The organism is Moorena sp. (genome assembly GCF_982860115.1).
In genome coordinates this window covers 1-13,025 of the sequence record NZ_CEYLVT010000208.1, presented here as the reverse complement: position 1 = coordinate 13,025, position 13,025 = coordinate 1, and the positions used below count along the sequence as shown (strand labels likewise).

Sequence of the window (13,025 nt, the reverse complement as noted above, 5' to 3'; positions counted from 1 at the left end):
AGGCGAATTAAATTCGCCACGGGTCGCACCTCTGCATCGCTTCTATTTTCCCCACACCCCACACCCCACACCCCATACCCTGTCTATTTTTTAGCCTTGTTGTCACCCCCTCAGGTTAATCGCATTAGGGAGTCAAGGGCACCGAGGGAGTCGGGAGTTGGTAGTTGGGGCAGTCGGGAGCGGTGCGACCCCGCGCTTTTTCAAAGCTAAGCGTGAACGCGCACTCCCTGGGAGTCGGGAGTCGGGGTAAGAAATTTGAGTTTACCTGATAAGTATAAGAAACGCTATACACCAATTTCATTTCTTAGAGCTATAAATGGTGATGAGGTGATGTGTTAATAGCACTATTTTTTGAAATTGGTCAGCTGTCACCCATTTAAATTGTTGATTTATTGTTTATTTTTGTTTATTTTTGAGTAAGCAGCAAAAACTCTAAAACCTTCTCCCCTGCTCAAAACCAGATTTAATATCACCGTGAGGGCCCGGACCAAGCCGTCAGTGCGCAAGCAAAGGGTTCCTAAAATTCAAAGCACCCCTAAGATGACGATTGAGCAAGGGACGGGGGGGGGAAGACCTAATCACAAATACCTAATATGAGTAATTATGCTTAATATGATAAAACTACTCAATTTGGATAATATATATTAAGCAAATTATAACAAATGTTAAGCAAATCGGAGTCAACCCCTCACCCATCCTGATCCGATTGCCGACCCTAGCTCCCTTTGTTGTTCTTGGGACTCTATAACTTATCTCTATAACTGATTCGGTCTATATAACTCTAACTATCACGCTATAACTGATTCGGTCTATATCTTCGGTCTAGATATCAGCGATGAAAAATTGATTCATCTGTCTAATGGTAGATTATCGGTCTCTCTTAAGATAACCAATAATTTACGGGTTTTAACGATTGTAACAATTTTGATACATAGGTCGGACGAATTGACTGTAAACTTTTTTGACAAAAGGTTCATCTTCATCAAAATTTTACCTATACTGAAACTCACCTAGAAAATTTCAAATCAAAGAATTTACTCAAGGACAGACCCTGTCAAGTAAGGGCAGAAACTGTCAATTCATTTTTTTTTTAATGATTACTGGAGAAAACACCATGGCATTAACCACAAGTCAAAGCTTTACACAAACTGATTCATTAGCAGTGGTCAAAAGCTTTTTAATTTGGGCATTTACCTTGGCAGTTTGCTTACTGGTTGTCGGTTTTCCGTTGATTGTATTGATGGTTACCGCTGGCTCTCTGTTAGCGATCGCTCTACAATCGATTTTGCCGGTTAGTGCTGTATTACTCGTAGCAGGGAGTTTGATTGGAGTAAATGTTTTAGCAGTGATATTAGGTGCAGGAGTCTTAACCTTTAAGGGGGTTCATCCTAAGGAAGTTAGTTGGTTAAATTGGCTACATGGCGAGCCTGATCTAATCCAGACTCCGGTTTATGCGGCTTGCCCCCTCACCTGTAACATTATCAGATAGTTAGATAAACGGTGTCTGAGCTGGCCCAAGTCTGGGAATGTTAATAATTGATGACCTTTTAGGATCTAAACATTGGGTAAAAGTTTTCTCTTTTCCCTCTAAAGGTCATCAAGGGTAAGCACCCAGCCCCTTCATAGACGGGGCTTCCAAACATCCCACGATTTTTTGTAATAAGGCCAAGCTTTGGTAAGTTGATTGGTTTTTCAGCAATTTTCCCGGTCTTGACCGGGTTTTTTGATGAGAACATTTAAGAGTATCTCTAACCAACCGTACCAGTAATAGAGTATTGTCCTAAGCTGCCGTAATCACTATATCCGGTAGCTAAGTTTCCAAGACCCGTACCATCAATGCTTAGATAATATTGTCCTGGATTGATGTCAAGATTAAAGCTAGCAGACAGAGAACCGATGGGATTAGAGGAGCTAATCAGTTGACCAGAAGCATTATATAGCCTAGCCAGAATGTCTAAATTAGCTCCTCGCTCGAAAGGCTTAATATCTAGCGCTATGTTGCCCGTAATTGAATTGAACTCGAACCAGTCAATGTCATTATTTTGTTCAATGATTCCATAAGTTTCTACCTGACCACCATTGAAAGATAGCGCTGCTGCAGTGGTTCGACTGTTAGCATAATCGTCCAGGCGATAGCCAAAACCATTTTGCCCAGTGATGATGTCTAGGTCATCTTCTTGGTTGCTGGCACCGTTATACTCACCTTGGCTCCATTGAGTTAGATTTCTATCGTTGCCCTCTCCCATAATAGGAGCCCACCCTGTTTCGACATTGCCATTGTCATGACCACTGTAATAGTGGTTGGTTAAATTACCGTCATGTCTCAGACCCAAGCTATGACCTACTTCATGGCTAATAGCTTCAGCCACTGCTTTCTCACTACCTCCAGCGCGATTCTCTGAAAAAATAAAGGCGGGGGCATCAGTGTCCCAGTTGAATGAATCAATATAAGCCAAACCACCGGTACCTTTTTGATACCAGGAACCATCTCCCCCAATCACAACGCGAATGCCCCATTGGAAATCACTATCGCTGGTTTTTTTGAGTTGGTCATCAGAAGGTTGGGCAGTAGTCACATTCACATTAAAGGGACTAAAGTCTTCTGCCACCCGTTGCCAAATGTGCCAAATCGTCTCTCTCTCAGCAGTGGAAAAATTTGAAGTATTCCCATCCGTGTCATAGGCAGGGGTCACAATGGGACTCCCAAAGTTCTGGTTCCATAGGGTATTTCTGGTAGTATGACCATCAAAGTCAAGGTAGATAATATGGTCTGCGTCTGGATTGCTGTTGAGGGAAAAGACTTGGTTCGGGCTCAAGGGCTGATAGGTATTTGGTTTGGTAGTTGCAGTAGTTCCAGTAGTGGTAGTACTTTCAGACAACTCTAAATCATCGGAAACAATGCCATTGCTACCAGCAGCGTAGGGTCTTACCTCGGCAAAGTAAGTGCCATTGGTAGCACTGTAGTTGATCACGTCGTTAGCATTGCCAGCCTGTAAAGAGCTAACCACGTTTTGGTTGCCAAAGTCCAAGATGCCATTATTCTTAGTGTCCCGATAGAGTCTGAGGTTAGCATCATTACCCGCACTTATATGGTATAAATTTAGGTTAATTTGACCGTTGTTTGAGACCCTAAACTTAAACACATCACTGCGGTCTAAGAGCCTAAGCTGCCCATTGCGGCTGATGAGATTGCTTGTGAAAGTGCCTAAATCCTCGAAAGTCCCCATGATTCAGTCCTGACTTTTTTTCTCTGTGAAAAGAAATATAAATTAGTCTAAAACGTTTATTTTACTGGCGCTTTCTTAAAGCTACAGCGTAATAAACCACACCTAGTTTTATAATATTTCTAAGCCAAGTTTATCAGCTCTTAATTTTGAACGAAATTAGCTTAATGATCACAGTTGTCAGAGCTGATTGCAAAAGTAAGCTATAACCATGGCACTGGAAGGATTTCAGGAATTCGGTCCAGTTTTAGCCCTGTTCCCTGAAATCCATATCTATCAAGGAATTTGAGCTATTAATATTTACTATAAATTAGCTATAAATTAACTCTTATGGATTACTATACATCCTCAACATACCCTTTAATATCGGAAGATTTTGAGTAAAGCGTCTAAGCCTAGAGATTGCAGGATCTAAGCAATAGTGCCAGTAATAGAGTATTGTCCTAAGCTGCCGTAATCAGTATATCCGCCAGTAATTAGGTTTCTTTGACCAATACCCTCAACGCTTAGATAGTACTGTCCTGGATCGAGGTTAACATTAAAGCTAGCGGATAGAGAACCAATGGGATTAGAGAAGCTAATCAGTTGACCAGAAGCATTATATAGCTTAGCCAGAATGTCTAAATTAGCTCCTCGCTCAAAAGGGTCAATACCTAGGGCTATGTTGCCCGTTGTTGAATTGAACTGGAACCAGTCAATGTCGTTATTTTGTTCAATGATGCCATAATTTTCCACCTGACTATCATTGATAGATAGCGCTGCTGCACCGGTTCGCGAGTTACTATAATCGTCCCCGCGATAGCCAAAACCATTTTGCCCAGTGATGATGTCTAGGTCATCTTCTTTGTTGGTGGCACCGGTATACTCACCTTGGCTCCACTGAGTTAAATCCTTAAAATCGCCATTCCCCATGATAGGAGCCCATCCTGTTGGGCCGCTGCCATGACCACTGTAATACTCGGTGGTAAAATTACCGTCATGTTCAAGACCCAAGGTATGACCTACCTCATGGGTAATGGTCTCAGCCACCCCTTTCTCACTGCCGTTATACACTTCTGAAAAAACAAAGGTGGGGGTATCAATGTCGTCGTTGAATGAATCAATATAACCCACACCAACGGTACCTGGTTTATACCAGGAGCCATCTCCCCCAATCACAACGCGAATACCCCATTGGGAATCACTACCGCTAGTTTTTTTGAGTTGGTCATCGGAAGGTTGGGCAGTAGTCACATTTACATTAAAGGGACTAAAGTCTTCTGCCACCCGTTGCCAAATATGCCAAATAGTCTCTTTTTCAGCAGTGGAGAAATTTGAAGTATCCCCATCCGTGTCATAGGCAGGGGTTACAATAGCATTTCCGTAGTCATCGTTCCAGTCAGTACCTGTGGTGGTGTGACCATCAAAGTCAAGGTAGATAATGTGGTCTGCCCCTGGATTGCTGTTGAGGGAAAAGACTTCGTTGGGGTTAAAGGGCTGATAGGTATTTGGTTTGCTAGTTGGGGTAGTGCCAGTTCCAGTAGTGGTAGTACTTCCAGACAACTCTAAATCATAGGAAACAATACCATTGCTACCACGAGCGTAGCGTCTTACCTGGGCAAAGTAAGTGCCACTGGTAGCACTGTAGTTGATCACATCGTTAGCATTGCCACCCTGTAAAGAGCTAGCCACCTTTTGGTCGCCAAAGTCCAAGATGCCATTGTTGTTAGTGTCCTGATAGAGTCTGAGGTTAGCATCATCACCGGCACTGATATTGTATAGATTGAGGTTAATTTGAGCGTTGTTTGAGACGCGAAACTTAAACACATCACTGCGGTCTAATATCCTAATATCCCCATTGCGGATGATGGAATTACCTGTGAAAGTGCCTAAATCCTCGAAATTTCCCATGATTAACTCCTGGTTTTTTTTCTGTGAAAAGCAATGTAAATTAGCCCAAAAAATTAATTTGATTTGCGCTTAACTACATTTACACAGTAATAAACCAAACCTAGTTTTGTAATATTTGTAAGCAAAGTTTATCAGCTCTTAATTTTGGCGGTGCGCTTTCCGTCTACGGAAAGCGCACCGTAACAAAATTAGCTTAATTATCACAGTTGTCAGAGCTGATTGGTAAACTAAGCTATAACCCTGGCGCTGCAAGGCTTTCATCGATTAGTGCCCTTAGGCACGCCCTGTTCCCTGAAATCCATATCTGTCAAGGGATTTGAGCTATTAATAATATTTACTATAAATTAGCTATAAATTAACTCTTATGGATTACTATACATCCTCAACATACCCTTTGATTCCGGACGATGTTGAGGAAAGTTTATAAGGCTAAATATTGCAGGATTTAAGCAATCGTACCAGTAATAGAGTATTGCCCTAAACTGCCGTAATCACTATATCCGGTATCTAAGTCTCCTTGGCCAGTACCCTCAATGCTTAGATAATACTGTCCTGGATTGAGGTCAAAATAAAAGCTAGCATACAGATAACCGATGGGATTAGAAGAGCTAATTAGTTGACCGGATGCATTATATAGGTTAGCCAGAATGTCTAAATTAGGTCCTCGCTCAAAAGGGTCAATATATAGGTCTATGTTGCCCGTTGTTGAATTGAAGGTGAACCAGTCAATGTCGTTATTTTGTTCAATAATGCCATAAGTTTCTACCTCACCATCATTGATGGATAGCGCTGCTGCACCGATGAGACTGTTGCTATAATCATCCTCGCGATAGCCAAAACCATTTTGCGAAGTGATTATTTCTAGGTCATCTTCTTTGTTGGTGGCACCGGTATACTCACCTTTGCTCCATTGAGTTAGATTGTTAATGCCGTTTCCCATAATAGGAGTCCACGCTGTTTGGTCATTGACATTTTCATGACCTTCGTAGTACTCGTTGCTGAACTGACCGTCATGTTCAAGACCCAAGGTATGACCAACTTCATGGCTAATAGTTTCAGCTACCTCCTGACTGTCTCCAGCCGCATTCTCTGAAAAAGCAAAGGTAGGGGTATCAATGTAGTCGTTGAATGAATCAAGATGAGCCACACCAAGGGCACCTGGGCCATCCCAGGAACCATCTCCGCCAATCACAACGCGAATGCCCCATTGGGAATCACTATCGCTGGTTTTTTTGAGTTGGTCATCGGAAGGTTGGGCAGTAGTCACATTAACATCAAAAGGAATAAAGTCTTCTGCCACCCGTTGCCAAATGTGCCAAATACTCTCTCTCTCAGCAGTGGAGAAATTTGAAGTATCCCCATCCGTGTCATAAGCAGGGGTTATAATAGGATTTCCGTCGTCATCGTTCCAGTCAGTACCTGTGGTGGTGTGACCATCAAAGTCGAGGTAGATAATGTGGTCTGCTCCTGGGTTGCTGTTGAGAGAAAAGACTTGGTTGGGGTTAAAGGGCTGATAGGTATTTGGTTTGCTAGTCAAAGTAGTTGCAGTTGAACTCAATCGGTATTCGTTATTGGGTGCATCTCATATTTGTAAAAAAGCGAGATGCACCCTCGCTATTCTACAGATAATTAAGCCCACCTACTTATTTTTAAGCCAAGTTTATCAGCTCTTAATTTTGGCAGTGCGACCCGTGGCAAAACAGTTTTAATTACGGGTCAAGCGTACTGTAACGAAATTAGCTGAATGATCACAAAAATCCGCCTGTTGTGTAATTAACGAAACACTAAAACAAGCTTTTGATATCCTTGAATAGGATACACCAGATTTAATAGTGGTAGACCGGCATTTTAGTTGATGTAGTGTGGGCAGTGCAGCAGACAGATCAGATCAGTTGGCAATTGGGTTGGTAGGCACTGCCCAGCTAGGATTAATAAGGTTCAACTTTGAACTTTCAACTTTTAACTTTTAACTTTTAACTTTCAACTTTCAACTTTCAACTTTCAACAAACCTTTAAACTGCCATGCCCCGTTCCACAGCAGGTCGCTGCTGCATTGTCTCGACCCAGCGTTTGAGGTGGGGATGCTTATCTAGGGTGACTCCCAAATACTCATAGGCAGCTACCCAAGGATAGGTAGCTATGTCGGCAATGGAGTAGTCTCCAACAATGAATTCCTGTTTTCCTAATTGCTGATCTAAGACACCAAACAGACGTAGGGTTTCTTTTTCATAGCGATCAATAGCATAGGGAATCTGTTCTGGAGCAAAGCGTCGAAAGTGACTCAGTTGACCAAACATTGGTCCAACGCTTGCCATCTGGAACATCAGCCATTCAATCACTTGTATTCTTGCTGCTGTATCGGTTGGCAACAACTTGCCTGTCTTTTCTGCTAAATAAATTAGAATTGCTCCTGACTCGAAAACTTTTATACCAGTATCCTGGTCAAGGATAGCAGGAATTTTACTATTGGGATTGATGGCTACATATTCGGGAGTAAACTGTTCTCCCTTGGTTATGTCAATTTTGTGAACGGTGTAGGGAAGTCCTACTTCTTCGAGCATGATGGCAGGTTTGCGTCCGTTAGGTGTGGAAAAGGTATAGAGGTCAATCATGATTAGTTTCTCTAAATTTATCCCTGAAGTTATTTAAGTTTTTGCCACAATTTTTGACTCCCTAAATGGAAATAATAATGGGCAATTAGCTATTAACAATAAACTAGTAAATATTACCCATTACCTATTACCCATTATCCGATAATCCTCTGTTACCTCTTTAAACAGAAATGAGATTAGTTAGGGCATTAATTTTGTCAACCAGAGCCGGTTTCCGCACAAGACCTTCCAAGCGCTCAACTACTTTACCTTGCTTGAAGAACAACAGAGAAGGAATTGCTTCAATGTGATAGTTGCTGGCTAGTTGTTCGTAGTCATCAACATTTAATTTGCCTACTTTGACAACTCCATCAAATTCTGTGGCTAATTCAGTGACGATTGGATTCATTACCCGACAAGGACCACACCATGGTGCCCAAAAATCTACTATGACTGGAATGGAGCTGTTGAGGACTTCGGTTTCAAAGTTATCGTAATTTAGGGTTATATATTTGGCTGTTTCTGACATAGTTCAATTTCTCCTAAACTAGGAATGACTGTTGACTGTTGACTGAATTATTGATGAATTCAGCATTATTGATTTCCTGGATGAAGAGGGTGTATCTCATATTTGCTGTTTGACGCGGTGGTGCGTTACGGTGCGGGCTGTCTCAACAAGGCGGAAGAGGTAGAAAATGAGTGCTAGCCCGCCCCTAACGCACCCTACACAACATTTAGGTGCTGGTAGTGTCGTAAGCATATACTTACGATTTTGATTGAGCTACTTATACGGCTACAGCCAGGGTTTGTAATGCGCTGACAATCTCTTCTGGGTCAAGTCGCTTGGTGTAATCTAGATCAACGAAAGCATGGGTGATGGTTCCATCGGAATTAATCACATAGGTGGCGGCAATGGGTAATTCAAAGGTTTCATCGCCGTTGTGGGCAGGTAAATCAATGCCAAAGCTTTGGTAAACTGGTCGGAGTTCTTCTGGTACGGTGAAGACTAGACCAAACTCTTTGGCAATCTTATTCCCAACATCGCTGAGTACTTCAAAGGTTAGGTGGTTTTTCTCTGTAGTGGACAGGGAATTATCAGGAGTTTGAGGGGAAATAGCGACTAGGGTTGCACCTAATTTCTGAATTTCTGGTAAGAATTGCTGCAATGCTCGTAATTCTAGGTTGCAGTAAGGACACCACTGACCCCGGTAGAAGGAAATGACTACGGCTCCGGTGGCTAGTAGGTCTTGCAATTCTACCAGTTTACCTACGGCATTAGGCAGGGTAAAGTTAGGGGCTTTGTCGCCAACATTGAGGCTATTGTCTACAATGCCAGAATTAGCGAGCTCTTCCCCTGCTTTTGCCATGATGGCTTTGGCTTCTTCTGGTAGCTTAGCGCTAAGCTGGGTATTTAGGTTAATCAAGTCTTGGGTTAAGGTCATGATTTCCTCCTAGTTAGATTATATTTGAACAATCGTTCCAATTAAGAGTAAAAAAATTTACTCTGTTAATTTACTCTGTCAATTTACTCTGTCAATCGATAACGGAAAGTATGACCTTGACAATAGCTCTTAGGGTTTCTGGGTCTTGGTTGACTTTGGAGATAACCCGCAACCCTTGTATACTACTGGTGAAATATTGGGCTAATGCCTGAAGGTCATGGTTGGTTGTGATTTCCCCTTGCTCCCTTGCTGTGGATAAGGCTTTTTTAAAGGCGTTTTCCACTGAGCGCAAATTAGCAGCAATCCGGGATTTAGTCTGTGGATCGTGGGGACACAGTTCAACAGCGGTGTTGGTGAGCAAGCAGCCTCGATGGTCTTTATCGTCTACAGCCCCTTCGATGAGGTTGTAGAAAAAGTCGATAATGGCTTGCTTTGAGGCTGTGGGGGCTTCTAGGCATGCGATCGCATTTTTAACACAGGTATCATTGTAATGAGCGATCGCAGCCAGGAATAGGGAACGTTTGTCACCAAAGGTGTCGTATAGACTGCCTCGGTTAATCCCCATGGTTTTGACCAAGTCCTGCATTGAGGTTCCTTCATAGCCATAAAGCCAAAAGGTTTCCATGGCTTTTTCTAGGACATCTTCTGGGTCAAAGGTTTTGTGCCTTGCCATCACCATTGCTGAACTCGTATCTTTACTATAACAATTCTGGAACGATTGGTCAAGTAACCCAGTTGCTTCCCTGACACTGCTGGGATTTTCAGTAACGATAAGTATGTAATAAATAAATGTAATAATTTGGATGTCAGTGCAGGAGTGGACTATTGAATAACCCAGGTCTCCCGGGCGAACCACCAAACCTTTCTGAGGTAACAGAGGTAGTAGTAGATGATATTCCAGAGGCAGTAAGGGATAGACAGGATATCAAACCCCGGTCTCGTTGGCAGGTCACCTTACTCATTATTGGACTATTGGCAATAGGAGGAATCGCCTTTAGCCTGATTCCAATGGAACCAACTCCTGAAGCTCAGTCCAATCTCACCCCGTCTGGTAAAGCAAGATCGACTCAAAGTCAGACAGAAGCTAGTTCACAGAATCCACAAGCTAGTCTAAACAATACGGGGAATAATGCTGATAACATTCTGGGACACTTACCTTACTCTGAAGTGCTAAGCTCACAACTGGAACCAATTACCCGTGATGGCCGGATCAAACTGGAGGCTGCAGCAGCTCGGAAATACAAAGCAATGGCCGCAGCAGCAAGGAGACAGGGGGTAACCCTAGTGCCAATTTCGGGTTTCCGTTCGGTGGACCAGCAAAAGTACCTGTTTTTTCAAGTAAAGGAACAGCGAGGACAGGTGGCTAGTAAACGGGCTGAGGTAAGTGCTCCTCCTGGCTACAGTGAGCATCACACTGGTTATGCGATCGATATTGGGGATGCCATGACACCAGCTACCAACCTGAGTCCTGAGTTTGAGAATACGGCAGCTTTTAAGTGGTTGGAAAAGAATGCGGCTTTCTACAGCTTTGAGTTGTCTTTTCCTAGAGACAATCCCCAAGGAATTAGTTATGAGCCTTGGCACTGGAGGTTTGTCGGAGATACCAAGAGCTTGGAAACGTTCTACAAAGGTAAGAAACCTACACCTGCTCCTTCTCCTCCATCGGATACACCAAAGTTTGAAGATGAAGTATGAAGGTTGTCTGTCAGAATGTAGAATTTAGAATGCAGACTGTAGAATTTAGAATGTAGAATTTAGAATTTAGAATGCAGACTGTAGAATTCTTAATTCTTAATTCTTAATTCTTAATTCAAAAAGGTTGTTCGCCCGTGGCGTTACCCTAGGGTAGGTTATCTGGTTGAAGGTTAGCTGGTTGAACGCGCACCCGTGGCCTTTTGGCCAAGGTTTAAATATGAAGTATGAAAGGCTTGGATAATTTGATCCACAGTAAAAATTGCAATTAATACTTAAAAATTTATCTCATGTTTAGATAAAGATGATATCAAAAAATGTTCATAAATAGATAGTAGGTAATATTCCTAATATTTATCGCTTCCCTGTTCCCTATTCCCTATTCCCTATTCCCTGTTCCCTGTTCCCTGTTCCCTGTTCCCTGTTCCCTACTATTTACAATTGTTCAAACAAACATGATATAACTAACAATGAACGAACAAGTAACCAAGAACAAATGCAACAAATTGCGCTGAATTTAATTGCTATTGGTGTTTTTGGCATGACCCTTTCGGTTTTGCTAGGACCACTGTTGAATATTTCTCCGGCAATCCCTGCGGTAACTACTTTTGGTGTCTTGAGTCTTGTTACCCTAGATGGCTTCAGCTTCCAAGGGAAAGGGTTAACGCTGCTGTTAGATGTATTGGCGAGTACCAATCCTGAACATCGCGAACGCATAATTCGCCATGAAGCGGGTCATTTTCTGGTGGCTTACTTACTTGGTATTCCAATCACTGGTTACACCTTAAGTGCTTGGGAAGCTTTGAAGCAGGGACAACTGGGTAATGGTGGTGTGACCTTTGATACTGAAGCACTATCGGCTAAGGCTTCTAGTCTTCGGGAAATGCGATTAACCTTAGATCGATTTTGCACGGTTTGGATGGCAGGCATTGCTGCAGAAACTATAGTCTATGAGAGTTTTGAGGGAGGAGCAGAAGACTGCGACAAACTCCGAGATGCTTTGGAAGGGTTAGGTTTTTCTGCTAGTGAGTACTCAGTTAAAGCACGATGGGCTGAGCGTCAGGCGACTAGTATGATTACTGAACACTGGGAATCTTATGAAGCACTGGTGGCTGCTATGGAAAAACGGGCATCTGTGGCAGAGTGCTATGAGGTAATTCAGTAACTATAGCGCTGTAGTTAGGCAGTAGGGAGTAGGGAATCGGGAATCGGGAGTCGGGAGTCGGGAGTCGGGAGTCGGGAAAGAGAAAGAGGTGTGGTAGGTGATCGGAGGTGTGGGGAGAGGGAATTATTATTATAGTTATTAAGGTTTTTCAAATATGTTATAAATCCCATTAATTTTGTTGTGGTTATAGTTTTAAAACACACCCTAGTCATTATCAAGGTTGAAGGGTTGTTGGCCAAAGGCGTTTGGTGTAGGATAGCTTGAATGGTAAAATGGTAGAGGAGGGAGCAAGTTTAATGATTAATAAAAAAATTAATCTTGAGTAAGTTGAAAATTTACCCCCTCGTAAAGGTCTTGAAAAGAAACGTCTAACTCTAAGGAATTTAGAGAAATAACGGAATTTTCTGATTCATACTCAGTGAACTGCCATCGATTGGTAGCAGTTTTAGTATATTGCAGTAGACGATACTCACTTTGTTCGATTAGAATATATTCTTTGAACTCTGAGATGGAACGATAGTATAAAAACTTATCACCTTGGTCATAGTTTTTAGTAGAGTTTGATAAAACTTCGACAATTAACATCGGGTTCGTTACTGTAGTTGTCCCCTTACCTGTGTAAACCGGTTCACCCTGCATCACCATAACATCTGGATAGGTATACTGACGGTAACGAGGTATCCACAAACGCACATCACCAATGTAAACTTTGTACTCTTTTCCCTTTAATCCAAGTTTGAAAAGGGTAGCAATATTAAGGGCAATTTGATTATGATTGGTAGTGCCACCAGTCATTGGTATAATTTCTCCATCCCGATATTCACTCTTGTATTCTGCTGTTTCTTCTAGTTTTAAATAGTCTTCTGGAGAATAATATTTGGGTTCAGCTTTTAGTGGCATTGGTATTTAAAATTTGCTTTTGTTATTCTGTTGACCGTAAGTATAATTATTAGTTCTTAATCATCGGATTGCCTATTGCCTATTGCCTATTGCCTATTGCCTATTGCCTATTGCCTATTGC

At 42.2% G+C, this 13,025-nt stretch carries 12 protein-coding genes; 3 read left to right on the top strand and 9 right to left on the bottom strand.

Features of this window, described 5'->3' with window-relative positions; translation table 11 throughout:
• Positions 1-1,114: 1,114 nt before the first annotated feature.
• Positions 1,115-1,489 (top strand): hypothetical protein, encoded by a 375-nt coding sequence (locus tag AC4II3_RS25910; RefSeq protein ID WP_070396775.1) that lies wholly within the window; start codon positions 1,115-1,117, stop codon positions 1,487-1,489.
• Between the two features lie 259 nt (positions 1,490-1,748).
• Here the strand turns inward: AC4II3_RS25910 and AC4II3_RS25905 are convergent, their stop codons facing one another.
• From AC4II3_RS25905 to AC4II3_RS25875, 7 genes are all read right to left on the bottom strand, one after another.
• A complete protein-coding gene (locus AC4II3_RS25905; protein WP_488013213.1) occupies positions 1,749-3,227 on the bottom strand; it encodes a pre-peptidase C-terminal domain-containing protein in 1,479 nt (492 codons plus the stop codon).
• A gap of 408 nt (positions 3,228-3,635) precedes the next feature.
• Positions 3,636-5,114 carry a pre-peptidase C-terminal domain-containing protein gene (locus AC4II3_RS25900; RefSeq protein WP_488013211.1) on the bottom strand — a complete coding sequence of 493 codons (1,479 nt, stop codon included), beginning with the start codon at positions 5,112-5,114 and terminating at the stop codon, positions 3,636-3,638.
• A gap of 445 nt (positions 5,115-5,559) precedes the next feature.
• Positions 5,560-6,651 (bottom strand): hypothetical protein, encoded by a 1,092-nt coding sequence (locus AC4II3_RS25895; protein ID WP_488013209.1) that lies wholly within the window; start codon positions 6,649-6,651, stop codon positions 5,560-5,562.
• A gap of 475 nt (positions 6,652-7,126) precedes the next feature.
• A complete protein-coding gene (locus AC4II3_RS25890) occupies positions 7,127-7,726 on the bottom strand; it encodes a glutathione binding-like protein (protein WP_488013207.1) in 600 nt (199 codons plus the stop codon).
• Between the two features lie 160 nt (positions 7,727-7,886).
• The gene (trxA, locus tag AC4II3_RS25885; RefSeq protein ID WP_488013205.1) at positions 7,887-8,234 is read right to left on the bottom strand and encodes a thioredoxin; all 348 of its coding nucleotides are present in this window, start codon (positions 8,232-8,234) and stop codon (positions 7,887-7,889) included.
• Positions 8,235-8,490: 256 nt separating this feature from the next.
• Complete coding sequence (locus AC4II3_RS25880) at positions 8,491-9,147, bottom strand: peroxiredoxin-like family protein (RefSeq protein WP_488013203.1); 657 nt, start codon at positions 9,145-9,147, stop codon at positions 8,491-8,493.
• Between the two features lie 91 nt (positions 9,148-9,238).
• Positions 9,239-10,003: a TetR/AcrR family transcriptional regulator gene (locus AC4II3_RS25875; RefSeq protein WP_490722926.1), complete on the bottom strand. Its 765-nt coding sequence runs from the start codon at positions 10,001-10,003 to the stop codon at positions 9,239-9,241.
• Here AC4II3_RS25875 and AC4II3_RS25870 point away from each other — a divergent pair.
• Together AC4II3_RS25870 and AC4II3_RS25865 are read left to right on the top strand one after the other, a co-directional pair.
• Positions 9,973-10,842, top strand: coding sequence for a M15 family metallopeptidase (locus tag AC4II3_RS25870; RefSeq protein WP_488013199.1), 870 nt, complete (start codon positions 9,973-9,975; stop codon positions 10,840-10,842). The genes AC4II3_RS25875 and AC4II3_RS25870 overlap by 31 nt on opposite strands.
• Positions 10,843-11,335: 493 nt before the next feature.
• Positions 11,336-12,004, top strand: a complete 669-nt coding sequence (locus tag AC4II3_RS25865; RefSeq protein WP_488013197.1) for an ATP-dependent Zn protease — start codon at positions 11,336-11,338, stop codon at positions 12,002-12,004.
• Between the two features lie 14 nt (positions 12,005-12,018).
• Here AC4II3_RS25865 and AC4II3_RS25860 read toward each other — a convergent pair whose 3' ends face one another.
• Positions 12,019-12,174: a hypothetical protein gene (locus tag AC4II3_RS25860; protein ID WP_488013194.1), complete on the bottom strand. Its 156-nt coding sequence runs from the start codon at positions 12,172-12,174 to the stop codon at positions 12,019-12,021.
• Positions 12,175-12,316: 142 nt separating this feature from the next.
• Positions 12,317-12,904 (bottom strand): Uma2 family endonuclease, encoded by a 588-nt coding sequence (locus tag AC4II3_RS25855; protein WP_488013192.1) that lies wholly within the window; start codon positions 12,902-12,904, stop codon positions 12,317-12,319.
• Positions 12,905-13,025: the final 121 nt, after the last annotated feature.

Bases quoted from the DNA above. Each gene is read 5' to 3' on its own strand.
- AC4II3_RS25910 (WP_070396775.1), top strand. From the start codon at position 1,115: ATGGCATTAACCACAAGTCAAAGCTTTACACAAACTGATTCATTAGCA.
- AC4II3_RS25905 (WP_488013213.1), bottom strand. From the start codon at position 3,227: ATGGGGACTTTCGAGGATTTAGGCACTTTCACAAGCAATCTCATCAGC.
- AC4II3_RS25900 (WP_488013211.1), bottom strand. From the start codon at position 5,114: ATGGGAAATTTCGAGGATTTAGGCACTTTCACAGGTAATTCCATCATC.
- AC4II3_RS25890 (WP_488013207.1), bottom strand. From the start codon at position 7,726: ATGATTGACCTCTATACCTTTTCCACACCTAACGGACGCAAACCTGCC.
- trxA (WP_488013205.1), bottom strand. From the start codon at position 8,234: ATGTCAGAAACAGCCAAATATATAACCCTAAATTACGATAACTTTGAA.
- AC4II3_RS25880 (WP_488013203.1), bottom strand. From the start codon at position 9,147: ATGACCTTAACCCAAGACTTGATTAACCTAAATACCCAGCTTAGCGCT.
- AC4II3_RS25865 (WP_488013197.1), top strand. From the start codon at position 11,336: ATGCAACAAATTGCGCTGAATTTAATTGCTATTGGTGTTTTTGGCATG.
- AC4II3_RS25860 (WP_488013194.1), bottom strand. From the start codon at position 12,174: ATGGGATTTATAACATATTTGAAAAACCTTAATAACTATAATAATAAT.
- AC4II3_RS25855 (WP_488013192.1), bottom strand. From the start codon at position 12,904: ATGCCACTAAAAGCTGAACCCAAATATTATTCTCCAGAAGACTATTTA.